General features: G+C 67.8%; 10 protein-coding genes, 1 tRNA gene and 3 rRNA genes. 13 read left to right on the plus strand and 1 reads right to left on the minus strand.

The genetic code is table 11. The annotated features are described in order from the left end of the window. The first annotated feature begins 52 nt into the window (after nt 1-52). The 6 genes from K2224_RS34550 (at nt 53) to K2224_RS34575 (ending at nt 8,419) form a co-directional block, all read left to right on the plus strand. Nucleotides 53-1,738, plus strand: a complete 1,686-nt coding sequence (locus tag K2224_RS34550; protein ID WP_221911077.1) for a ribonuclease J — start codon at nt 53-55, stop codon at nt 1,736-1,738. Nucleotides 1,739-2,353: 615 nt separating this feature from the next. Beyond that, nucleotides 2,354-3,882 (plus strand): 16S ribosomal RNA (locus K2224_RS34555). Between the two features lie 301 nt (nt 3,883-4,183). Continuing rightward, nucleotides 4,184-7,305: ribosomal RNA gene (locus K2224_RS34560) — 23S ribosomal RNA — on the plus strand. Between the two features lie 72 nt (nt 7,306-7,377). Beyond that, nucleotides 7,378-7,494, plus strand: a 5S ribosomal RNA gene (gene rrf / locus K2224_RS34565). The 16S, 23S and 5S rRNA genes sit together here, the layout of an rRNA operon. A gap of 115 nt (nt 7,495-7,609) precedes the next feature. Next, entirely contained in the window at nt 7,610-8,287 is a 678-nt protein-coding gene (locus K2224_RS34570; protein WP_221911078.1) for a DegT/DnrJ/EryC1/StrS family aminotransferase, read from the plus strand. A gap of 59 nt (nt 8,288-8,346) precedes the next feature. Then, nucleotides 8,347-8,419 (plus strand) — tRNA-Thr (locus tag K2224_RS34575). A gap of 95 nt (nt 8,420-8,514) precedes the next feature. Here K2224_RS34575 and K2224_RS34580 read toward each other — a convergent pair. Further along, complete coding sequence (locus K2224_RS34580; RefSeq protein ID WP_399020928.1) at nt 8,515-11,175, minus strand: SpoIIE family protein phosphatase; 2,661 nt, start codon at nt 11,173-11,175, stop codon at nt 8,515-8,517. A gap of 261 nt (nt 11,176-11,436) precedes the next feature. Here K2224_RS34580 and K2224_RS34585 point away from each other — a divergent pair, with 261 nt between their 5' ends. The 7 genes from K2224_RS34585 to K2224_RS34615 all read left to right on the plus strand — a co-directional run bounded on the left by K2224_RS34585 (nt 11,437) and on the right by K2224_RS34615 (nt 24,630). Next, nucleotides 11,437-16,929, plus strand: a complete 5,493-nt coding sequence (locus tag K2224_RS34585) for a HAMP domain-containing protein (RefSeq protein ID WP_221911079.1) — start codon at nt 11,437-11,439, stop codon at nt 16,927-16,929. A gap of 268 nt (nt 16,930-17,197) precedes the next feature. After that, on the plus strand, nt 17,198-17,857 hold the full coding sequence (locus K2224_RS34590; RefSeq protein WP_039632206.1) for a two-component system response regulator: 660 nt from the start codon (nt 17,198-17,200) through the stop codon (nt 17,855-17,857). Nucleotides 17,858-17,967: 110 nt separating this feature from the next. Then, nucleotides 17,968-20,766: a DNA translocase FtsK gene (locus K2224_RS34595; RefSeq protein WP_221911080.1), complete on the plus strand. Its 2,799-nt coding sequence runs from the start codon at nt 17,968-17,970 to the stop codon at nt 20,764-20,766. 224 nt (nt 20,767-20,990) lie between these two features. Next, on the plus strand, nt 20,991-21,848 hold the full coding sequence (locus tag K2224_RS34600) for a helix-turn-helix domain-containing protein (RefSeq protein WP_221911081.1): 858 nt from the start codon (nt 20,991-20,993) through the stop codon (nt 21,846-21,848). A 105-nt stretch (nt 21,849-21,953) separates the two neighbouring features. After that, nucleotides 21,954-23,474, plus strand: a complete 1,521-nt coding sequence (gene rimO / locus K2224_RS34605) for a 30S ribosomal protein S12 methylthiotransferase RimO (protein WP_221911082.1) — start codon at nt 21,954-21,956, stop codon at nt 23,472-23,474. Further along, nucleotides 23,471-24,112 carry a CDP-diacylglycerol--glycerol-3-phosphate 3-phosphatidyltransferase gene (gene pgsA / locus K2224_RS34610; RefSeq protein ID WP_221911083.1) on the plus strand — a complete coding sequence of 214 codons (642 nt, stop codon included), beginning with the start codon at nt 23,471-23,473 and terminating at the stop codon, nt 24,110-24,112. The genes rimO and pgsA overlap by 4 nt, the downstream gene beginning before the upstream one ends. After that, complete coding sequence (locus K2224_RS34615) at nt 24,109-24,630, plus strand: CinA family protein (RefSeq protein ID WP_221911084.1); 522 nt, start codon at nt 24,109-24,111, stop codon at nt 24,628-24,630. The genes pgsA and K2224_RS34615 overlap by 4 nt, the downstream gene beginning before the upstream one ends. The last annotated feature ends 50 nt before the right edge of the window (nt 24,631-24,680 follow it).

A 24,680-nucleotide genomic window follows, 5' to 3' on the forward strand; every position in this document is an offset into this window, starting at 1 on the left:
TGCGCGCCACGTGCCTCGAAGGCAGCGTGGCGCGCATGGTGAGGAGAGTCTTTTGAGTCATCCGCACCCCGAGCTCGGCGCCCCGCCGAAGCTTCCCGAGGGTGGCCTGCGCGTCACCCCGCTCGGCGGCCTGGGCGAGATCGGCCGCAACATGACGGTCTTCGAATACGGCGGCCGGCTGCTGATCGTCGATTGCGGAGTGCTCTTCCCCGAGGAGGAGCAGCCCGGAATCGACCTGATCCTGCCGGACTTCACGTCCATCAGGGACCGCCTCGACGACATCGACGGCATCGTGCTCACGCACGGTCACGAGGACCACATCGGTGGCGTCCCCTACCTCCTCCGGGAGAAGCCGGACATCCCGCTGATCGGCTCCAAGCTGACCCTGGCCCTCATCGAGGCCAAGCTCCAGGAGCACCGGATCCGCCCGTACACGCTGGAGGTCGCCGAGGGTGACCGCGAGCGCCTGGGCCCCTTCGAGTGCCAGTTCATCGCCGTCAACCACTCCATCCCCGACGCCCTCGCGGTCGCCATCCGCACCCCCGCGGGCATGGCCGTCCACACCGGCGACTTCAAGATGGACCAGCTCCCGCTGGACCGCCGGCTGACCGACCTCCCGGCCTTCGCCAAGCTCGGCGAGGAGGGCATCGACCTCCTCCTCACCGACTCCACGAACGCCGAGGTCCCGGGCTTCGTCCCGCCGGAGCGCGACATCTCCAACGTGCTGCGCCAGGTCTTCGCGAGCGCCGACAAGCGGATCATCGTGGCCAGCTTCGCCAGCCACGTCCACCGCATCCAGCAGATCCTGGACGCGGCCCACGAGTACGGCCGCCGGGTCGCCTTCGTCGGCCGCTCGATGGTCCGCAACATGGGCATCGCCCGTGAACTGGGCTATCTGAACGTCCCCGCGGGCCTGGTCGTCGACGTCAAGACCCTCGACGACCTCCCGGACGACGAGGTCGTGCTGGTCTGCACGGGCTCCCAGGGCGAGCCGATGGCCGCGCTCTCCCGGATGGCCAACCGCGACCACCAGATCCGCATCGTCCAGGGCGACACGGTGATCCTGGCCTCGTCGCTCATCCCCGGCAACGAGAACGCGGTCTACCGCGTGATCAACGGCCTCAGCCGCTGGGGCGCCAACGTGGTTCACAAGGGCAACGCCAAGGTCCACGTCTCGGGCCACGCCTCGGCCGGCGAGCTGCTGTACTTCTACAACATCTGCAAGCCGAGGAACCTCATGCCGGTCCACGGCGAATGGCGCCACCTGCGCGCCAACGCCGAGCTCGGCGCGCTGACGGGCGTCCCCAAGGACCGCATCGTCATCGCCGAGGACGGCGTGGTCGTCGACCTCGTCGACGGCATCGCCAAGATCAGCGGCAAGGTCCAGGCCGGCTACGTCTACGTCGACGGCCTCTCGGTCGGCGACGTCACCGAGACCCACCTCAAGGACCGCCGCATCCTCGGCGACGAGGGCATCATCTCGGTCTTCGTGGTCGTGGACAGCAGCACCGGCAAGACCGTCGGCGGCCCCAACCTCCACGCCCGTGGCTCGGGCATCGACGACAAGGACTTCGACGCCGTCGTCCCCAAGATCGACGAAGCCCTGGCCAAGGCGGCCCAGGACGGCGTCGCCGAGCCCCACCAGCTCCAGCAGCTGATCCGCCGCGCGGTCGGCAAGTGGGTCTCCGACAACTACCGCCGTCGTCCGATGATCCTCCCCGTGGTCGTCGAGGTCTGACGGACCCTCGGTAGGAAGGTCCTCAAGTAGGAGCGGGGCACCCGGATTTGCATCGGGGCGCCCCGCTCCAGTACGTTTACGGCTCCGCCGGAACGGGAAGCACCGCACGCTGCGCGTACGGACCACTCCCCGCAGACCGCGGAATTCCGACCCAGAGCAATCTGATAAAGTCGGAACAGCCGAAAGGCGAACCCCTCCGACCGAAAATCGGAACCGAATTCGAAGCCGGTAGCTGCTCATCGAGAAGCGGCCGGAAACGAAAAAGGATCTGGTAAGGTCGGAACCGCGAGAAAGCCGAAAGGCCGGATCGCACCGGCGGAAATCAGGGCCGAAAGGGTCTGATAGAGTCGGAGACGCAAGACCGAAGGGAAGCGCCCGGAGGAAGCCCGCGAGGGCAGGCCGAAGGAAGCGTCCGTTCCTTGAGAACTCAACAGCGTGCCAAAAGTCAACGCCAGATATGTTGATACCCCGTCTCCAACGTCATGTTGGGGCGAGGTTCCTTTGAAAGTCCTTCCAAAGCTTTGGGAGGCGCACAGCGAGGACGCTGTGAACCGCGGGGATTATTCCTCCTTGTGGTTCCGCTCTCGTGGTGTTCGCCCCGATTACGGGGAAGCATTCACGGAGAGTTTGATCCTGGCTCAGGACGAACGCTGGCGGCGTGCTTAACACATGCAAGTCGAACGATGAACCGGCTTCGGTCGGGGATTAGTGGCGAACGGGTGAGTAACACGTGGGCAATCTGCCCTTCACTCTGGGACAAGCCCTGGAAACGGGGTCTAATACCGGATATGACACACGGAGGCATCTTCTGTGTGTGGAAAGCTCCGGCGGTGAAGGATGAGCCCGCGGCCTATCAGCTTGTTGGTGAGGTAATGGCTCACCAAGGCGACGACGGGTAGCCGGCCTGAGAGGGCGACCGGCCACACTGGGACTGAGACACGGCCCAGACTCCTACGGGAGGCAGCAGTGGGGAATATTGCACAATGGGCGAAAGCCTGATGCAGCGACGCCGCGTGAGGGATGACGGCCTTCGGGTTGTAAACCTCTTTCAGCAGGGAAGAAGCGAGAGTGACGGTACCTGCAGAAGAAGCGCCGGCTAACTACGTGCCAGCAGCCGCGGTAATACGTAGGGCGCGAGCGTTGTCCGGAATTATTGGGCGTAAAGAGCTCGTAGGCGGCTTGTCGCGTCGGATGTGAAAGCCCGGGGCTTAACTCCGGGTCTGCATTCGATACGGGCAGGCTAGAGTTCGGTAGGGGAGATCGGAATTCCTGGTGTAGCGGTGAAATGCGCAGATATCAGGAGGAACACCGGTGGCGAAGGCGGATCTCTGGGCCGATACTGACGCTGAGGAGCGAAAGCGTGGGGAGCGAACAGGATTAGATACCCTGGTAGTCCACGCCGTAAACGTTGGGAACTAGGTGTGGGCGACATTCCACGTCGTCCGTGCCGCAGCTAACGCATTAAGTTCCCCGCCTGGGGAGTACGGCCGCAAGGCTAAAACTCAAAGGAATTGACGGGGGCCCGCACAAGCAGCGGAGCATGTGGCTTAATTCGACGCAACGCGAAGAACCTTACCAAGGCTTGACATACACCGGAAAACTCTGGAGACAGGGTCCCCCTTGTGGTCGGTGTACAGGTGGTGCATGGCTGTCGTCAGCTCGTGTCGTGAGATGTTGGGTTAAGTCCCGCAACGAGCGCAACCCTTGTTCTGTGTTGCCAGCATGCCTTTCGGGGTGATGGGGACTCACAGGAGACTGCCGGGGTCAACTCGGAGGAAGGTGGGGACGACGTCAAGTCATCATGCCCCTTATGTCTTGGGCTGCACACGTGCTACAATGGCCGGTACAATGAGCTGCGATACCGTGAGGTGGAGCGAATCTCAAAAAGCCGGTCTCAGTTCGGATTGGGGTCTGCAACTCGACCCCATGAAGTCGGAGTTGCTAGTAATCGCAGATCAGCATTGCTGCGGTGAATACGTTCCCGGGCCTTGTACACACCGCCCGTCACGTCACGAAAGTCGGTAACACCCGAAGCCGGTGGCCCAACCCCTTGTGGGAGGGAATCGTCGAAGGTGGGACTGGCGATTGGGACGAAGTCGTAACAAGGTAGCCGTACCGGAAGGTGCGGCTGGATCACCTCCTTTCTAAGGAGCATCTAGGCAGTCGCAAGATTGTCCAGAGCCACTACGTCGGCGAATGTTCGACGGTGGTTAGCTCATGGGTGGAACGTTGACTATTCGGCCTGTTCAGGTCATGGCTCGTTAGTACTGCTTCGGCGTGGAACACGGGACTGTGGTTTGGGTTGGTCGGGCGCGCTGTTGGGTGTCTGAGGGTGCGAGCGTTGCTTGCCCTTCGAACGCCGGCCCCAGTGAACTCAGCCTTCGGGTTGGGGTGGTGGGTGGCTGGTCGTTGCTTGAGAACTGCACAGTGGACGCGAGCATCTGTGGCCAAGTTTTTAAGGGCGCACGGTGGATGCCTTGGCACCAGGAACCGATGAAGGACGTGGGAGGCCGCGATAGGCCCCGGGGAGCTGTCAACCGAGCTTTGATCCGGGGGTGTCCGAATGGGGAAACCCGGCAGTCGTCATGGGCTGTCACCCGCTGCTGAACACATAGGCAGTGTGGAGGGAACGCGGGGAAGTGAAACATCTCAGTACCCGCAGGAAGAGAAAACAACCGTGATTCCGGGAGTAGTGGCGAGCGAAACTGGATGAGGCCAAACCGTATTGGTGTGATACCCGGCAGGGGTTGCCAGTGCGGGGTTGTGGGATCTCTTTTCTGCAGTCTGCCGGCTGTGGGACGAGTCAGAAACCGTTGATGTAGGCGAAGGACATGCGAAAGGTCCGGCGCAGAGGGTAAGACCCCCGTAGCTGAAACATCAGCGGCTCGTTTGAGAGACACCCAAGTAGCACGGGGCCCGAGAAATCCCGTGTGAATCTGGCGGGACCACCCGTTAAGCCTAAATATTCCCTGGTGACCGATAGCGGATAGTACCGTGAGGGAATGGTGAAAAGTACCGCGGGAGCGGAGTGAAATAGTACCTGAAACCGTGTGCCTACAAGCCGTGGGAGCGTCGCTGGTGAGTTTTCTCATCAGTCGTGACTGCGTGCCTTTTGAAGAATGAGCCTGCGAGTTAGCGGTGTGTAGCGAGGTTAACCCGTGTGGGGAAGCCGTAGCGAAAGCGAGTCCGAAGAGGGCGTTTGAGTTGCACGCTCTAGACCCGAAGCGGAGTGATCTAGCCATGGGCAGGTTGAAGCGGAGGTAAGACTTCGTGGAGGACCGAACCCACCAGGGTTGAAAACCTGGGGGATGACCTGTGGTTAGGGGTGAAAGGCCAATCAAACTCCGTGATAGCTGGTTCTCCCCGAAATGCATTTAGGTGCAGCGTCGTGTGTTTCTTGCCGGAGGTAGAGCACTGGATAGGCGATGGGCCCTACCGGGTTACTGACCTTAGCCAAACTCCGAATGCCGGTAAGTGAGAGCGCGGCAGTGAGACTGTGGGGGATAAGCTCCATGGTCGAGAGGGAAACAGCCCAGAGCATCGACTAAGGCCCCTAAGCGTGTGCTAAGTGGGAAAGGATGTGGAGTCGCAGAGACAACCAGGAGGTTGGCTTAGAAGCAGCCACCCTTGAAAGAGTGCGTAATAGCTCACTGGTCAAGTGATTCCGCGCCGACAATGTAGCGGGGCTCAAGTACACCGCCGAAGTCGTGTCATTGCAGCATGAGGGCTAACGCCTGTTGTGATGGGTAGGGGAGCGTCGTGTGCCGGGTGAAGCAGCCGTGGAAGCGAGTTGTGGACGGTTCACGAGTGAGAATGCAGGCATGAGTAGCGATACAAGAGTGGGAAACTCTTGCGCCGATTGACTAAGGGTTCCTGGGTCAAGCTGATCTGCCCAGGGTAAGTCGGGACCTAAGGCGAGGCCGACAGGCGTAGTCGATGGACAACCGGTTGATATTCCGGTACCCGCTTTGAAGCGCCCAGTACTGAATCAGGCGATGCTAAGTCCGTGAAGCCGCCCTGATCTCTTCGGAGTTGAGGGGAGTGGTGGAGCCGACGGACCAGACTTGTAGTAGGTAAGCGATGGGGTGACGCAGGAAGGTAGTCCAGCCCGGGCGGTGGTTGTCCCGGGGTAAGGGTGTAGGCCGTGTGATAGGCAAATCCGTCGCACGTTAAGGCTGAGACCTGATGCCGAGCCGATTGTGGTGAAGTGGATGATCCTATGCTGTCGAGAAAAGCCTCTAGTGAGTTTCAAGGCGGCCCGTACCCTAAACCGACTCAGGTGGTCAGGTAGAGAATACCGAGGCGTTCGGGTGAACTATGGTTAAGGAACTCGGCAAAATGCCCCCGTAACTTCGGGAGAAGGGGGGCCATTTCTGGTGAGGGAACTTGCTTCCTGAGCTGGGGGTGGCCGCAGAGACCAGCGAGAAGCGACTGTTTACTAAAAACACAGGTCCGTGCGAAGCCGTAAGGCGATGTATACGGACTGACGCCTGCCCGGTGCTGGAACGTTAAGGGGACCGGTTAGTCAATCTTCGGGTTGGCGAAGCTGAGAACTTAAGCGCCAGTAAACGGCGGTGGTAACTATAACCATCCTAAGGTAGCGAAATTCCTTGTCGGGTAAGTTCCGACCTGCACGAATGGCGTAACGACTTCTCGACTGTCTCAACCATAGGCCCGGTGAAATTGCATTACGAGTAAAGATGCTCGTTTCGCGCAGCAGGACGGAAAGACCCCGGGACCTTTACTATAGCTTGATATTGGTGTTCGGTTCGGCTTGTGTAGGATAGGTGGGAGACTGTGAAGCGCCAACGCCAGTTGGTGTGGAGTCGTTGTTGAAATACCACTCTGGTCGTGCTGGATGTCTAACCTGGGTCCGTGATCCGGATCAGGGACAGTGTCTGGTGGGTAGTTTAACTGGGGCGGTTGCCTCCTAAAGGGTAACGGAGGCGCCCAAAGGTTCCCTCAGCCTGGTTGGTAATCAGGTGTTGAGTGTAAGTGCACAAGGGAGCTTGACTGTGAGACTGACGGGTCGAGCAGGTACGAAAGTAGGGACTAGTGATCCGGCGGTGGCTTGTGGAAGCGCCGTCGCTCAACGGATAAAAGGTACCCCGGGGATAACAGGCTGATCTTCCCCAAGAGTCCATATCGACGGGATGGTTTGGCACCTCGATGTCGGCTCGTCGCATCCTGGGGCTGGAGTCGGTCCCAAGGGTTGGGCTGTTCGCCCATTAAAGCGGTACGCGAGCTGGGTTTAGAACGTCGTGAGACAGTTCGGTCCCTATCCGCTGTGCGCGTAGGAGTCTTGAGAAGGGCTGTCCCTAGTACGAGAGGACCGGGACGGACGGACCTCTGGTGTGCCAGTTGTTCTGCCAAGGGCATGGCTGGTTGGCTACGTTCGGAAAGGATAACCGCTGAAAGCATCTAAGCGGGAAGCCTGCTTCGAGATGAGGGCTCCCTCCCACTTGATGGGGTAAGGCTCCCAGTAGACGACTGGGTTGATAGGCCAGATATGGAAGCATCGTAAGGTGTGGAGTTGACTGGTACTAATAGGCCGAGGGCTTGTCCTCAGTTGCTCGCGTCCACTGTGTTGGTTCTGAAGCCACGAACAGACCAACGGTTGTTTTTGAGTTTCATAGTGTTTCGGTGGTTTTAGCGTTAGGGAAACGCCCGGTTACATTCCGAACCCGGAAGCTAAGCCTTTCAGCGCCGATGGTACTGCAGGGGGGACCCTGTGGGAGAGTAGGACGCCGCCGAACAATTATTCAGCTCCGGTCCCTGAACCTTCTGGTTCAGGGACCGGAGCTTTTTTGTTTGAAGGATGAGGTGTCGGGCGTAACGTGTCGTTCAACTGACCTGGACATGCTCCGCGGCATGGGGACAGTGGGAACGCTCAGGTCGGCCGGTGTTCGTGCTGGTGACGAGGTGGTGGTGCCGGCCTACGGCAACGCCGAAGTCGCCTGTGCCGTGGTGGAGTTGGGTGCGGTGCCGGTGTTCGCCGATGTGGATGCCGACAGTTACTGCCTGGACCCGGCGGCGGTGGCGGACGCGGTGACCGGCCGGACCACCGCGGTGGTGGCCGTGCACCGGTTCGGACGGCCGGCGGAGGTGGCGTGGATCCGCGAAGTGGGCCAGCGGTACGGGTTGTTGGTGCTGGTCGAGGACGAGCCGGGGGTGCGGCCGGCGGAGGCGGAGCTGCGGGGGGAGCATGCCCGGTATCTGGACGGGCGGTTGCGTGGCGTGCGGACGCCGGTGCCCGTGGCCGGGCACGCCTACGAGCGGTACGTGGTGCGGGTGCCGGGAAACGGGCGGCCGGACCGGGACGCCTTCGCACGGGCGTTGCGGGCCAAGGGAGTTGGGTGCCGGGTGCCGGTGCAGACGCCGGTGTACCGGATGCCGGGGCTGCGGCGGGACGTCTTTCTGCCGGAGACCGAGCGGGCGGTCGACGAGACGTTGGCGCTGCCGATCGAGGCCGGGATGACACGGCGCGAGGTGCAGCGGATGGCGGGGGCCTGCAATGCGCTGGGGGGATTGCTCCAGCCGGCTTTCTAGACGGGTGCGGTCCGGTTCGGAATCGGTGCGGGAGTGGGGTAGTATTTATCTCGTTGCCGGCCCCAATAGCTCAGTCGGCAGAGCGTCTCCATGGTAAGGAGAAGGTCTACGGTTCGATTCCGTATTGGGGCTCAGATAAGGGAAAGTCCCCCACCGGTTGGTGGGGGACTTTTTCGTTTGCGGGTTACGGGAGAAGGCGGGTGGCCCCGCCGCCCGGCCATGAGGTGCTAGGCGGCGGGGATTTCGGGGACACGGAGGGCCAGGATGGCCATGTCGTCGGAGGCTGGTTCGGCGGCGAAGCGTTCCACGGCGCGCAGGACGCGGGCGGCGACGGCGCCGGCGGTCAGGCCCGTACACGTCGTCAGGACGTCGGTGAGGCCGTCGTCGCCGAGCATGCGGGTGCCCTCGCGGCGTTCGGTGACGCCGTCGGTGACGCACAGCAGGACGTCGCCCGGGTCGAGGGTGACGGTCTGTTCGTAGAGTTCGAGGTCGTCCATGACGCCGAGCAGGGGCTGGGGTTCGGCGGCCGGCTCCACCGAGCCGTCCTGGCGGAGGCGGAGCGGGAGCGGGTGCCCGGCGCAGACCACCTTCAGCAGGGCGCTGCCGTCGTCCTGCGGCCACAGCTCGCCGTAAAGGAGCGTCAGGAAGCGGCTGCGGGCGCCCTCGTCGAGGATGGCGGCGTTGAGCCGCTCCAGGACGGCGGGGCCGCCGAAGCCCTCGCGGGCGAGCAGGCGGAGGGCGTGGCGGGCCAGGCCCGTGACGGCGGCGGCCTCGGGGCCGGTGCCGCAGACGTCGCCGATGGCGAAGCCGTAGGCGCCGTCGCGGATCGGGAAGAGGTCGTAGAAGTCGCCGCCGACCTCGTTGCCCTCGCCGGCCGCGCGGTAGATGACCTCGGCCTCGACGCCGGGGATGTCGGGGAGTTCCGGGGGCAGCAGGCTGCGCTGGAGCGACTGGCTGATGGCGGTGCGCTCGCTGTAGAGGCGGGCGTTGTCCAGGGCCAGGGCGGCGCGTCGGGAGAGGTCCTCGGCGAGTTCGAGGATCTCCTGGCGGAAGTGCTCCTCGGTGGGCTTGCCGAGGGTGAGCATGCCGATGACGCGGTTGCGGGCGACCAGGGGGAGGACGACGGTCTCGCCGCCCACCGCGGCGGCGGTGGCGAGGGTGGCGCCGGGCCCCTTGGACGGGCGGGCGGACTCCTCCAGGCCCAGGCTGCGCAGGGAGGTACGCAGCGCGGCGTCGTGGGCGGCGTCGGCGGGGGCGGTCCAGACGCGGGCGCCGGGGGTGGGGACCGGTTCGGGCGGATCGACCCTCTGCAGAAGGGTCTTGAGGCCGTCGATGCGGTCCTCGTCCTCGTGGAGGACGTAGGAGAGTTCGGGTTCGGACGCCTGGTCGGCGACGGTGTAGACGGCGCACCAGGTGGCGAGGGTGGGGACCGTCATCTGGGCCATCAGGGCCAGGGTCTGGTCGCGGTCGAGGGTGCCGGCCAGGAGGTCGGACGCCTCGACGAGGAAGGAGAGGGAGCCGCGGCGGAGCTTCTCCAGCTCGGTGAGGCGGGCCCGTTCGACGGCGAGGGCGATGCGGTCGGCGGCGAACTGGAGGCGCAGGGCCTCTTCGTTGGTGTAGCGGGCGGGGCCCTCGGCGGCGACGCCCAGCGAGCCGGTGAGCCGGCCCTCGACCTTGAGCGGGACGGTGACGACCGAGCGCATGCCCGTGCCGGCCAGCAGCGGGACGGCGCCGGGGACGGCGGTGAGGTCCTCGTGGACGGCGGGCATCCGGGCGGAGCCGTAGCGTCCGGAGCCGGCCTCGACGGGGACGCGGGCGAACCGCTGGCGGGCGGAGGGCAGTCCGGTCGAGGCGCGGACCTCCAGCTCGGTCTCGTCGTCGGTGGCCAGGAGGAGGTAGGCGGCGTCGCCGTCGAGCATGTCGCGGGCGCGTTCGACGGTGCGCTGGAGGAGGCCGTCGAGGTCGTCGGGGGCGGGGGAGCCGATGAAGACCTCGAAGGGGTCGGCGGGGCGTCCCTCGTGCGTGGGGGTGGACTCGGTGGCGGGCGGGCGCTGGGGGCTCTGGAGGACGGCGCGCTCGTGGTCGCGGACGAGCAGGCAGACGGTGGACGCCTCGCCGTCGGCGTCGCGGACCCGCAGGTGGGAGGCGTAGACGGGGACGACGCGGCCGTCGGCGTCCCTTATGCCGTAGGAGCCCTCCCAGCGGGAGAGCTGGAGCGCCTCGGCGATGCCGGTGCCGGTGCCGGGGGTGTGCGGCCAGGCGGCGAAGTCGGTGAGGGGTTTGCCGATGACCTGTTCCGGGTCGTAGCCGAAGAGCTCCTGGGCGTCCTCGTTCCAGAACGTGACGCCGCCGCCGCGGTCGACCTGGATCACCGCCACCCGGACCCGGGTGTCGGTGACGGGGAGGGCGTCCACGGGGAGGGCAGGGCCGGCGGAGCGGGTGCCGGCCGGGCGCTCGGGGAGGTCGAGGTGGAACCAGACGTGTTTCTGGGCCGCGGTGTACTCCACGCCCCAGCGGGCGGCCAGTGCGCCGCACAGCAGCAGGCCGCGGCCGCCCTCGCGGTCGGGGTGGACCATGGTCTGGCCGGCGCTCTGGAGGGGGATCTCGCGCTCGGGGTAGCGGTCGGCGACGGAGATCCGGACGCCGCCGTCGGAGCGCAGGCACAGGACGTCGGCGGCGGTGCCGGCGTGCACCACGGCATTGGTGACCAGTTCGCTGGTGAGGACCACGGCGTCGTCGACGATGTCGGCGCAGCCCCAGCCCTGGAGCGTGTCGCGGACGAAGGCGCGGGCTGTGGCGACGGAGCGCCCGACCGGCTCGAAGGTGGCGGCGGCCCGCGCGGTGATCACTGGTCTCCTCATGCGTGTGTCGGTGATCTGCTCCCCCATGGTCGCGGTGCCCCTCCGGTTACCTGTCGTGCTCGCACCACCGCCCGTAGGGAAACGCCGGGTCGGGTGGACAGCCGTATGCCAGGTTACTTACCTTCGCCGGGCCCGGGGATGCCGGTCACGTGTCTTTCGCCCCAATCGTGCGTCGGGACGGTGTGCGATGCTGCCGAACTGTTATGGCCTGGTTGAGCCGTGGTGAAACACTGGGCAAGCATGAAGAGAGAGCCCGGAGAGAACAGTCGACCCTGCGGGAGGGACACGGTGGAGTCTGGCGCAGTCGCGCGGGGCGCAAGCACGCGCGCAAAAGGCGGACGATCCCGGAGCAATGGGACGACTGAGGTCGATACAGCTGCCCTGAATCGGCTGCTCGCCGCGCTCGTCGCCATGCGGGACGGGAACTTCCGCAAGCGGTTGACGGTTTCCGGCGAAGGCGTCATGTCGGAGATCGCGGCGGTCTTCAACGAGGTCGCCGACCGCAATCTGCATCTGACGGGCGAGCTGGCGCGGGTGCGCCGGGTCGTCGGACGTGAGGGAAAGCTCACGGAGCGGCTGGAGGTCGGCGCGGCCGAGGGCTCCTGGGCCGCGGCCATCGAGGCGTCCAACGCCCTGGTCGACGATCTGGTGCGGCCGGTCTCCGAGGTCGGGCGGGTGCTGTCCGCGGTCTCCGAGGGCGACCTGGAACAGCGGATGGACCTGCGGTCGCGGAGTTCGGACAGCTCTTCGGAGCATCCTCTGAGGGGTGAATTCCTGAAGGTCGGCCGGACCGTCAACGGTCTGGTGGACCAGCTCTCCGCCTTCACCGACGAGGTCACCCGGGTGGCCAGCGAGGTCGGTACGGAGGGCAAGCTCGGCGGCCAGGCGCGGGTGCGCGGAATGTCGGGTTCGTGGAAGGACCTCACGGATTCCGTCAATACGATGGCGTCCCGGCTGACCGCGCAGGTACGTGACATCGCTCTCGTCACCACGGCCGTGGCCAAGGGCGATCTGTCGCGCAAGGTGACCGTCCATGTCGCCGGCGAGATGCTGGAGCTGAAGAACACCGTCAACACGATGGTGGACCAGCTGTCCTCGTTCGCCTCCGAGGTGACCCGGGTCGCGCGCGAGGTCGGCACGGAGGGCGAGCTGGGCGGCCAGGCCCAGGTCCCCGGTGTGGCCGGGGTGTGGAAGGACCTGACCGACTCCGTCAACCTCATGGCGGGCAATCTCACCGCGCAGGTGCGCGGGATCGCCCAGGTCACCACCGCGGTCGCCAACGGCGACCTGTCGCAGAAGGTCACGGTCAGCGCCCGCGGCGAGGTGGCGCAGCTGGCCGAGACCATCAACACCATGACCGAGACCCTGCGCACCTTCGCCGACGAGGTGACCCGGGTGGCCAACGAGGTCGGGGCCGAGGGCCAGCTCGGCGGCCAGGCGCAGGTGCCGGGCGCCGCCGGCACGTGGAAGGACCTCACCGACTCGGTGAACAACGCCTTCCGCAACCTCACCGGGCAGGTCCGGGACATCGCCCAGGTGACGACGGCGGTGGCCAACGGCGACCTCTCGCAGAAGGTCACCGTCGATGTGGCCGGCGAGATGCTGGAGTTGAAGAACACCGTCAACACGATGGTGGACCAGCTCTCGTCGTTCGGTGCCGAAGTGACGCGGGTGGCGCGGGAGATCGGCGTCGAGGGCGAACTGGGCGGCCAGGCCGCCGTACCGGGCGCGGCCGGCACCTGGAAGGACCTCACCGACTCCGTCAACACCGCCTTCCGCAACCTCACCGGGCAGGTGCGCAACATCGCCCAGGTGACGACGGCGGTGGCCAACGGCGACCTCTCGCAGAAGGTCACCGTGGACGTCTCCGGCGAGATGCTCCAGCTGAAGAACACCGTGAACACCATGGTGGACCAGCTGTCGTCGTTCGCGGACCAGGTCACGCGGATGGCCAGGGACGTGGGCACCGAGGGCCGGCTGGGCGGCCAGGCGCGGGTGGACGGCGTCAGCGGCACCTGGAAGGAACTCACCGACTCCGTCAACTTCATGGCGGGCAACCTCACCTCGCAGGTGCGGCAGATCGCCCAGGTGACGACGGCGGTGGCGCGGGGCGACCTGTCGCAGAAGATCGACGTGGACGCGCGCGGCGAGATCCTGGAGTTGAAGAACACCATCAACACGATGGTCGACCAGCTCTCCGCCTTCGCCGAGCAGGTGACCCGGGTCGCCAGGGAGGTCGGTACGGAGGGCCGGCTGGGCGGTCAGGCTCAGGTGCCGGGTGTCGCCGGTGTCTGGCGCGATCTGACCGACTCGGTGAACGGCATGGCCGGCAACCTCACCGCCCAGGTCCGCAACATCGCGCAGGTCGCGACGGCGGTGGCGCGCGGTGACCTGTCGCAGAAGATCGACGTGGACGCGCGCGGCGAGATCCTGGAGCTGAAGAACACCCTCAACACCATGGTGGACCAGCTCTCCTCGTTCGCCGAGGAGGTCACCCGGGTCGCCAGGGAGGTCGGCACCGAGGGCATCCTGGGCGGCCAGGCCGAGGTCCAGGGCGTCAGCGGCACCTGGAAGGACCTCACCCAGTCCGTCAACTTCATGGCCAACAACCTGACGTCGCAGGTGCGCAACATCGGCGAGGTGACGACCGCGGTGGCCCGCGGCGACCTCTCCAAGAAGATCACCGTCGACGCCAAGGGCGAGATCCTCGAACTCGTCACGACCGTGAACACCATGGTCGACCAGCTGTCGCTGTTCGCGGAGCAGGTGACGCGGGTGGCCCGCGAGGTCGGTACGGAGGGCCAACTCGGCGGCCAGGCACGGGTTCCGGGCGTCACCGGGATCTGGAAGGACCTCAGCGACAACGTCAACCTGATGGCCAACAACCTGACCATCCAGGTGCGGAACATCTCGCAGGTCTCGGCGGCGGTCGCCAACGGCGACCTGACGAAGAAGGTGACGGTCGAGGCGCGCGGCGAGGTCGCGCAGCTGGCCGACACCGTCAACACCATGGTGACCACGCTCTCGTCGTTCGCCGACGAGGTGACCCGGGTGGCCCGTGAGGTGGGCACCGACGGCATCCTGGGCGGCCAGGCCCGCGTGCCCGGTGTCGCCGGCACGTGGAAGGACCTCACCGAGTCGGTGAACTCCATGGCCAACAACCTCACCGGCCAGGTCCGCAACATCGCCATGGTCACCACCGCCATCGCCAAGGGCGATCTGACCAAGAAGATCGACATCGATGCGCGGGGCGAGATCCTGGCGCTGAAGACCACCATCAACACGATGGTCGACCAGCTGTCGTCGTTCGCCGAGCAGGTCACCAGGGTGGCCCGCGAGGTGGGTACGGAGGGTCAGCTGGGCGGTCAGGCGCAGGTGCGCGGCGTGGCCGGCACCTGGAAGGACCTGACGGAGTCGGTGAACGAGATGGCCGGGAACCTCACCCGGCAGGTGCGGGCCATCGCCGCGGTCGCCGCCGCGGTGACCCTCGGCGACCACAACGTCCGCATCGACGTGGACGCGGCCGGCGAGATCCTGGAGCTCCAGGACAACATCAACACCATGATCTCCACGCTCCGGGAGACCACCCTCGCCAACGAGGAGCAGGACTGGCTGAAGGGCAACCTCGCCCGGATCTCCGGTCTGATGCAGGGCCGGCGCGACCTCAAGGACGTCGCCACGCTCATCATGAGCGAGCTCTCGCCCGCGGTCTCCGCGCAGCACGGGGCGTTCTTCCTCGCCGCGCGGCCCGACGTGCAGGAGATCGGCACCGACGGCGACGGCGGGTACGAGCTGCGGCTGATGGGTTCGTACGGCTACTCCATGGGGGAGATGCCGACGACGTTCCGGCCCGGGGAGACGCTGATCGGGACGGCGGCCGAGGAGGGCCGCACGATCCTGGTGGAGAACGTGCCCTCCGGCTACCTCAAGATCGCCTCGGGGCTGGGGGAGGCGCCGCCGGCCAACATCATCGTGCTGCCGGTGCTCTTCGAGGACAAGGTCCTCGGCGTCATCGAGCTGGCGTCCTTCCAGCCGTTCACCCAGATCCAGAAGGACTTCCTCAGCCAGATCGCCGAGATGATCGCGACGAGCGTCAACACCATCTCGGTCAACACCAAGACCGAGGTGCTGCTGGGGCAGTCGCAGGAACTGACCGAGCAACTGCGGGAGCGCTCCGCGGAGTTGGAGAGCCGGCAGAAGGCGCTGGAGCTGTCCAACTCCGAACTGGAGGAGAAGGCCGAGCAGCTGCGGGCGCAGAACCGCGACATCGAGGTGAAGAACACCGAGATCGAGGAGGCCCGGCAGGTCCTGGAGGAGCGCGCCGAGCAGCTCGCGGTCTCGATGCGCTACAAGTCGGAGTTCCTGGCGAACATGTCGCACGAGCTGCGCACGCCGCTGAACTCGCTGCTGATCCTCGCCAAGCTGCTGGCCGACAACGCCGAGGGGAACCTCTCTCCGAAGCAGGTGGAGTTCTCCGAGACCATCCACGGCGCCGGTTCCGACCTGCTCCAGCTGATCAACGACATCCTCGACCTGTCCAAGGTGGAGGCCGGCAAGATGGACGTCAGCCCGACCCGGATCGCGCTGGTCCAGCTCGTCGACTACGTCGAGGCGACGTTCCGGCCACTGACGGCCGAGAAGGGGCTCGACTTCTCCGTACGGGTCTCCCCGGAGCTGCCCGCGACGCTCCACACCGACGAGCAGCGGCTCCTCCAGGTGCTGCGCAACCTCCTGTCCAACGCGGTGAAGTTCACCGACAGCGGTGCCGTCGAGCTGGTGATCCGGCCGGCCGGGGAGGACGTCCCGGTGGCCATCCGCGAGCAGTTGCTGGAGCACGGCTCGCTGCGCGACCCGGACGCCGACATGATCGCCTTCTCGGTGACCGACACCGGTATCGGCATCGCGCCGAGCAAGATGCGGGTCATCTTCGAGGCGTTCAAGCAGGCCGACGGGACCACCAGCCGCAAGTACGGCGGTACGGGCCTGGGTCTGTCCATCAGCCGGGAGATCGCCCGGCTGCTGGGTGGCGAGATCCACGTCCAGAGCGAGCCCAACCGCGGTTCGACGTTCACGCTGTACCTGCCGCACAACCCGGGCGGGCTGCCGCCGCAGGGCTATCCGCAGCTGGTCGCCGGCGGGTTGGCGATGGACGCGGAGGCGCGCGAGGTCGAGACCGGGCACGTCGAGGGCGAGGAGGCGGCGCGCGAGACGGGGGCCGGCGGCAGCCTCAACCGGCGCCGGCGGCGGGCGGTTTCGGGCGCGGCGCGGCGGCTCGCGCTGCCCGGCCAGTCGCCCTCCGTGGCGGCCGGTGCGCCGCAGCCGCCGGCCGCGGCCGGCCACCAGCCGGACGAGTCCTGGCTCGGCAACGGGCAGGATCTCGTCGACCCGGGCTTCGAGGGCGGCTTCCACGGCGAGAAGGTGCTGATCGTCGACGACGACATCCGCAACGTCTTCGCGCTCACCAGCGTCCTGGAGCAGCACGGCCTTTCGGTGCTGTACGCGGAGAACGGCCGGGAGGGCATCGAGGTGCTGGAGCAGCACGACGATATCGTGCTGGTCCTGATGGACATCATGATGCCGGAGATGGACGGTTACGCGACCACGGCCGCGATCCGGCGGATGCCGCAGTTCGCCGGGCTGCCCATCATCGCGCTGACCGCGAAGGCGATGAAGGGCGACCGGGAGAAGAGCATCGACTCCGGGGCGTCGGACTACGTGACCAAGCCGGTGGACACCGATCATCTGCTGTCGGTCATGGAGCACTGGATGCGACAGAGGTGACGGGGCGTCCGGTGGGCGTCCAGTATGGGGATCCGGAAGAGGATCACCGCGTGCTGACTGAGTGTGGCCGTGGACGTGTGGAACCGCGGGATTCGGGGAACCTTCTCGTCTCTCGCTGCGTTTCCGCTACGTGCACAGTGACATCGCGGTGACAGGGTGTGGCGACAGGCGGGGTGCAGCTACCATGACCGGCACAAGGACGGGCGGCGTGACGGAGCCGTCCCCTGGGGCGGCGTCCGGTTCGATGCCGGGGCGAGGAGGACGGGCCATGGTGCAGAAGGCCAAGATCCTCCTGGTCGATGACCGGCCGGAGAATCTGCTGGCGCTGGAGGCGATCCTCTCCGCGCTCGATCAGACACTGGTGCGGGCATCGTCCGGGGAGGAAGCGCTCAAAGCACTGCTCACCGACGACTTCGCGGTGATCCTGCTCGATGTGCAGATGCCGGGGATGGACGGTTTCGAGACCGCCGCGCACATCAAGCGGCGGGAGCGCACCCGCGACATCCCGATCATCTTCCTCACCGCGATCAACCACGGCCCGCACCACACCTTCCGCGGCTACGCGGCCGGCGCGGTCGACTACATCTCCAAGCCGTTCGACCCGTGGGTGCTGCGCGCCAAGGTCTCGGTCTTCGTCGACCTGTACATGAAGAACTGCCAACTGCGCGAGCAGGCGGCGCTGCTGCGACTTCAGCTGGACGGCGGCCGGCAGAGCGTCGGCGAGACCAAGGAGTCCGCCGGGCTGCTCGCCGAACTCTCCGCGCGGCTGGCCGCCGTCGAGGAGCAGGCCGAGGCGCTCTCCAAACAGCTCGACGAATCCGCGGACGCCGCGGCGGTGGCGACCGCCGCGCATCTGGAGCGCAAACTCACCGGCCTGCGGCGGGCGCTGGACGCCCTGGAGCCGGGTGCCGGGGCACCCACCGGCTGACGGGGCGTCCGGGGCCGTCTGACGGCCTCTCATGAGCACGGCGCGCGACACGAATGGGTGAAGCGCCGCGCGCTCGTGCCGTGTGCGCCCGCGCCTGTAATCTCGTCGGCATGGCCTCACGTACGTCCGGCAAGGGAACCCAGCGCACGGCGGGCCCCTCGAAGCCGCGCGCCGGACAGTCCGGGGGCGCCGCGAAGAAGGCCGCCGCCAAGAAGGCGCCCGCGAAGCGGCCGCCGGCCAAGAAGAGCGCTGCCGCCAGGCAGGCACCGGCGCGGAAAGCGCCCGCCAAGAAGGCCGCGGCCAGGCCGGCGCCGTCGCCGACCGGTGGCGTCTACCGCGTGGCGCGGGCCTGCTGGCTCGGTGCCGCGCACGGCATCGGGGCGGTGTTCCGCGGCTTCGGGCGCGGGGCCAAGAACCTCGATCCGGCGCACCGCAAGGACGGGCTGGCGCTGCTGCTGCTCGGCCTGGCCCTGATCGTCGCGGCCGGCACCTGGTCCAATCTCTCGGGCCCGGTCGGCAATCTCGTCGAGCTGCTGGTCACCGGCGCGTTCGGCCGGCTCGACCTGGTCGTCCCGATCCTGCTCGGCGGCATCGCGATCCGGCTGATCCGCCACCCGGAGCGGCCGGAGGCCAACGGCCGGATCGTCATCGGGCTCTCGGCGCTGGTGGTCGGCGTGCTCGGACAGGTGGCGATGGCCTGCGGGTCCCCGGGGCGGGACGACGGGCTCGGCGCCATACAGGACGCCGGTGGCTATGTCGGCTGGGCGGCGTCCAAACCGCTGATCTTCACCGTCGGGGAGACCCTGGCGGTGGCGCTGCTGGTGCTGCTGACCCTCTTCGGGCTGCTGGTGGTGACCGCGACGCCGGTGAACGCCATCCCGCAGCGGCTGCGGGCCCTCGGCGTGCGGCTCGGCCTGCTGGAGGGCGCGGAGGAGCCGGCAGAGGGGTACGACGGGTACGACGAGGCGGAGTACGCCGCGGAGTGGCGCGAGCAGCCGGCCCGCCGGACGCGTCGCGCCCCGGCGGCGGACGACGAGGCGGACGCGCTGGAGGAGGCCGCGCTCGCCAGGCGGCGGCCGCCGCGGCGGGGCTCGGAGCGGCCCGCCGACCGCCCGATGGACGCTGTGGACGTGGCCGCCGCGGCCGCCGCGGCGCTGGACGGCGCGGTGCTGCACGGCGTCCAGCCCTCGCCGCTGGTCGCCGAGCTCAGCGGCGGCATCGGGGAGCGCCGGGAGCGCGGCACGGACACCGGTGAGCAGAGCGGCGGGGTGCCGCCGGCCCGGGGCGCGGAGCCGCCCACGGCGGGCAGCGGCGCCGAGCGCCCCTCGAAGGTGCCCGACCTCACCAAGTCGTCGGTGCCGGACCTCACCAAGGCCGCGCCGGAGCCGTCCGGTGAGCTGCCGCCGCGCGCCGAGCAGCTCCAGCTCGCCGGCGACATCACCTATGGGCTGCCCTCGCTCGACCTGCTCACCCGGGGCGGGCCGGGCAAGGCGCGCAGCGCCGCCAACGACGCCATAGTGGACTCGCTGTCGAACGTCTTCACCGAGTTCAAGGTCGATGCCGCGGTCACCGGCTTCACCCGCGGCCCGACGGTCACCCGCTACGAGGTCGAGCTCGGCCCCGCGGTGAAGGTCGAGAAGATCACGGCACTGGCCAAGAACATCGCCTACGCGGTGGCCTCCCCGGACGTGCGGATCATCTCGCCGATCCCCGGCAAGTCCGCGGTCGGCATCGAGATCCCGAACACCGACCGCGAGATGGTCAACGTCGGGGACGTGCTGCGCCTCGCGGACGCCGCCGAGGACGACCATCCGATGCTGGTCGCGCTCGGCAAGGACGTCGAGGGCGGCTATGTGATGGCGAACATCGCGAAGATGCCGCACGTCCTGGTCGCCGGCGCGACCGGCTCGGGCAAGTCGTCGTGCATCAACTGCCTGATCACCTCGATCATGATGCGCGCCACCCCCGAGGACGTCCGGATGGTGCTGATCGACCCCAAGCGCGTCGAGCTGACGGCCTACGAGGGCATTCCGCACCTGATCACGCCGATCATCACCAACCCCAAGCGGGCCGCCGAGGCGCTGCAGTGGGTGGTGCGCGAGATGGACCTGCGCTACGACGACCTCGCGGCGTTCGGCTACCGCCACATCGACGACTTCAACGAGGCGGTCCGCACCGGCAAGCTCAAGACGCCCGAGGGCAGCGAGCGGGAGCTGGCCCCGTACCCGTATCTGCTGGTGATCGTCGACGAGCTGGCGGACCTGATGATGGTGGCGCCGCGGGACGTCGAGGACGCCATCGTCCGCATCACGCAGCTGGCCCGTGCGGCCGGTATCCACCTGGTGCTGGCGACCCAGCGGCCGTCGGTCGACGTCGTCACCGGCCTGATCAAGGCCAATGTGCCGTCCCGGCTGGCGTTCGCGACCTCCTCGCTGGCCGACAGCCGGGTCATCCTCGACCAGCCGGGCGCCGAGAAGCTGATCGGCAAGGGCGACGGGCTGTTCCTGCCGATGGGCGCGAACAAGCCGGTCCGGATGCAGGGCGCGTTCGTCACCGAGGAGGAGGTGGCCGTCGTCGTCCAGCACTGCAAGGACCAGATGGCGCCCGTCTTCCGGGACGACGTCACCGTCGGCTCCAAGCAGAAGAAGGAGATCGACGAGGACATCGGCGACGACCTCGACCTGCTGTGCCAGGCCGCGGAGCTGGTGGTCTCCACCCAGTTCGGTTCGACGTCGATGCTGCAGCGCAAGCTGCGGGTGGGGTTCGCCAAGGCGGGCCGGCTGATGGACCTGATGGAGTCGCGGAACGTCGTCGGGCCGAGCGAGGGCTCCAAGGCGCGGGACGTGTTGGTCAAGCCCGATGAACTGGACGGAGTGCTGGCGCTGATCCGGGGGGAGGCTAACCAGTAGCACGCACGTACGGTCCAGCCCGTGCGTGCGCGGAGGCAACCGTTTCCCTTGGCGGTTCGTCAAGTTGAGGGAGGCGGGGGAGGACGCTCCGGCCTCCGGCCCCGAGGCGGTGCCGAGGGGCGTTCTGATGGCGTACAAACCCGGCTCTTCCGCTTGCCCGACCCTTTCGCAACACCCCTAGACTGAACTTCCAGCAGGTGGCTACACGCTCGAAAGGCGCACCCGTGTCCATCGGCAACTCCCCCAACTCCCCCGAAGAGGACCGGCCTTCTCCCGGTCCGGACCAGCCTTCCCCCGGTCCGGACCGGCCGTCGGTCGGTCGAGCCCTCCAGCAGGCCCGCATCGGCGCGGGACTGACCGTCGAAGAGGTCAGTACGGCGACGCGGGTGCGGATCCCGATCGTGCAGTCCATCGAGCAGGACGACTTCTCGCGGTGCGGCGGCGACGTCTATGCGCGCGGCCACATCAGAACGCTCGCCCGCGCCGTCTCCCTGGACCCCGGCCCCCTGGTCGAACGCTACGACGCCGACCACGGCGGCCGGCCCTCGCCGACCGTCGCCGCCCCGCTCTTCGAGGCGGAGCGGATCCGGCCGGAACCCCGCCGCCCCAACTGGACCGCCGCGATGGTCGCCGCCATCGTCGCGGTGATCGGCTTCGCCGGCTTCACGTTCTTCAGCGGCGGCAGCAAGCACGAGGGCGGCCCGATCGCCTCGGACACCGCCAAGGCCGACAAACCGGGACCGGCCCGCACCATCCACCCCCGGGCCCCGCAGCCTCCCCAGCCGGCACCCTCCGACAGCGCCATCGCCGGGCTGCCCAAGGACAAGGTCACGATCAAGGTGACCGCCAAGGACGGGCAGAGCTGGATCTCCGCCAAGGACGCCGACGGCACGCTCCTGCAGGACGGGCTGCTCAAGCAGGGGGAGTCGAAGACGTTCACCGACAAGAAGCGGATCGACCTCGTCGTCGGCAACGCCGGCGCCGTACAGCTGTACGTCAACGGCAAGGAGGTCAAGAAGGTCGGCGACGAGGGCTCCGTGGAGCGGCTGAGCTACACGCCGGGAGACCCGCAGGCCGGCTGACGGACCGGTGCCCGGAAGGTCTCCGCCGCCCGCCCCGGGGCTCCCGGACGGGCGGCGGAGACCTGCGCGCCATGGGGGTGTCCGGGACGAAGTAGGCTGAGCCCCATGCCCGAACGCCGTACCGTCGCCCTTGTCACCCTTGGCTGCGCCCGTAACGAGGTGGACTCGGAGGAGCTCGCAGGCCGCTTGGCAGCGGACGGCTGGGAGCTCGTCGAGGACGCCAACGACGCGGACGTGGCCGTCGTCAACACCTGCGGCTTCGTCGAGGCCGCCAAGAAGGACTCCGTCGACGCCCTGCTGGAGGCCAACGATCTGAAGGCCGCGGCCCGGGAGGGAGAGGGCCGCACCCAGGCCGTCGTCGCGGTCGGCTGCATGGCCGAGCGCTACGGCAAGGAGCTGGCCGAGGCGCTGCCCGAGGCGGACGGGGTGCTCGGCTTCGACGACTACGCCGACATCTCCGACCGGCTCCAGACGATCCTGAGCGGCGGCATCCACGCCTCGCACACCCCGCGCGACCGCCGCAAGCTGCTGCCGATCAGCCCGGCAGAGCGCCAGGGCGCCGCCGGCGTCGCGCTGCCCGGCCACGCCCAGGACGCCGCCGCGGAGCCGGCGGCCCCGCCCCAGGACCTGCCCACGGGCCTCGCGCCGGCTTCCGGGCCGCGGGCGCCGCTCCGCCGCCGGCTGGGCGACGAGCCGGTCGCCTCGGTGAAGCTGGCCTCGGGCTGCGACCGGCGCTGCTCGTTCTGCGCGATCCCGTCCTTCCGCGGCTCGTTCATCTCCCGCCGGCCCTCCGACGTGCTCGGCGAGACCCGATGGCTGGCCGAGCAGGGCGTCAAGGAGATCATGCTGGTCTCCGAGAACAACACCTCCTACGGCAAGGACCTCGGCGACATCCGGCTGCTGGAGACGCTGCTGCCGGAGCTGGCCGCGGTCGACGGCATCGAGCGGATCCGGGTCAGCTACCTCCAGCCCGCCGAGATGCGGCCCGGTCTGATCGACGTGCTGACCGGCACCGACAAGGTCGCGCCCTACTTCGACCTGTCCTTCCAGCACTCGGCGCCGGGCGTGCTGCGCGCGATGCGGCGGTTCGGCGACACCGACCGCTTCCTGGAGCTGCTGGAGACCATCCGCACCAAGGCGCCCCAGGCCGGGGCGCGCTCCAACTTCATCGTCGGCTTCCCCGGCGAGACGGAGAGCGACCTGGCGGAGCTGGAGCGCTTCCTCGGCGCGGCCCGGCTGGACGCCATCGGCGTCTTCGGCTACTCCGACGAGGACGGCACCGAGGCCGCCGGCTACGACGACAAGGTCGATCCCGAGGTGGTCGCCGAGCGGCTGGACCGGGTGTCCCGGCTGGCCGAGGAGCTGACCGCGCAGCGGGCGGCCGAGCGGGTCGGGGAGACGGTCCGGGTGCTGGTGGACCGGATCGACGACGAGGACGACGGGATCGTCGGGCGGGCCGCGCACCAGGCGCCGGAGACCGACGGGGTCACGCTGCTCACGACCGGCCAGGAGCTGCGGCCCGGTCGTATGGTCGAAGCAAAGGTGGTCGCGAGCGAGGGCGTGGACCTCGTGGCGGAGGTGCTGTCGGTGGACGGTACGGGGTGTACCGAGGAGGCGGGCAGATGAGCGGGGCCTCGGCTTCCGCCGCCGGGAGGCCGCGCCCCGCGCCGGCCGTCCGGCAGGCCGGGCTGTGGAACATCGCCAACGTCCTGACGATGCTGCGGCTGCTGCTGGTCCCGGCGTTCGTGCTGCTGCTGATGCACGACGGCGGGACGAGTCCGGCCTGGCGGTCGTTCGCCTGGGCGGCCTTCGCCGTCGCCATGATCACCGACGTCTTCGACGGTCATCTGGCCCGCACGTACAACCTGGTCACCGACTTCGGCAAGATCGCCGACCCGATCGCCGACAAGGCGATCATGGGGGCCGCGCTGATCTGCCTGTCGGTGCTGGGGGATCTGCCCTGGTGGGTCACGGGCTTGATCCTCTTCAGGGAGCTGGGCATCACCCTGATGCGGTTCTGGGTGATCAAGCACGGAGTGATTCCGGCCAGCCGGGGCGGCAAGATCAAGACATTGGCGCAGGGCACCGCGGTGGGCATGTACGTCCTGATGCTGTCCGGGCCGCTGGCCACCTTCCGCTGGTGGGTGATGGCGGTGGCCGTGGTGCTGACGGTGGCGACCGGGCTCGACTACGTCCGACAGGCCGTGGTGCTGCGCCGGGCCGGACTGGCCCAGGAGCGCGCCGAGCGGGACGAGACCCGGTGAACGCGCCGGGTTCTGCGGCGGCCGGGGCGCTGGAAGCGCTCGCCGGCCGGGGGCAGAGCCTGGCGGTGGCCGAGTCGCTCACCGGCGGGCTGGTCGCGGGCGAGCTGACCGCGGTCCCCGGGGCCTCACGGGTGGTGCGCGGGGCGGTCACCGCGTACGCCACCGACGTCAAGCGGGAGCTGCTGGGGGTGGACGGCGCGCTACTGGCCGACCGCGGGGCGGTGGACGGCGAGGTGGCGCGGCAGATGGCCGGCGGGGTGCGCCGGGTGCTCGGCGCCGACTGGGGCATCGCCACCACGGGCGTGGCCGGGCCCGAGCCGCAGGACGGGCAGCCGGTGGGCACCGTCTACGTCGCCGTCCAGGGCCCGGACGGCGCGGGGCAGGTGCGGCGGCTGGCGCTGGCGGGGGACCGTGAGCGGATCCGCCGGGACAGCGTGCAGGCCGTGCTCGCGCTGCTGTTGAGCGAACTCACAGAAAATGTGCGGGCACAGGATACGGAACAACACGGGGGGAATTGATGTTTGCAGCCCTGAGTGAACACGTACTCGCTCCCGGCACGGCTGCGGCC

This window comes from Streptomyces sp. BHT-5-2, assembly GCF_019774615.1.
In the GTDB taxonomy this organism is placed as follows: domain Bacteria; phylum Actinomycetota; class Actinomycetes; order Streptomycetales; family Streptomycetaceae; genus Streptomyces.

Bases quoted from the DNA above. Each gene is read 5' to 3' on its own strand.
- K2224_RS34570 (WP_221911078.1), top strand. From the start codon at position 7,610: ATGGGGACAGTGGGAACGCTCAGGTCGGCCGGTGTTCGTGCTGGTGAC.
- pgsA (WP_221911083.1), top strand. From the start codon at position 23,471: ATGAGCGGGGCCTCGGCTTCCGCCGCCGGGAGGCCGCGCCCCGCGCCG.
- rimO (WP_221911082.1), top strand. From the start codon at position 21,954: ATGCCCGAACGCCGTACCGTCGCCCTTGTCACCCTTGGCTGCGCCCGT.
- K2224_RS34580 (WP_399020928.1), bottom strand. From the start codon at position 11,175: ATGGGGGAGCAGATCACCGACACACGCATGAGGAGACCAGTGATCACC.
- K2224_RS34595 (WP_221911080.1), top strand. From the start codon at position 17,968: ATGGCCTCACGTACGTCCGGCAAGGGAACCCAGCGCACGGCGGGCCCC.
- K2224_RS34590 (WP_039632206.1), top strand. From the start codon at position 17,198: ATGGTGCAGAAGGCCAAGATCCTCCTGGTCGATGACCGGCCGGAGAAT.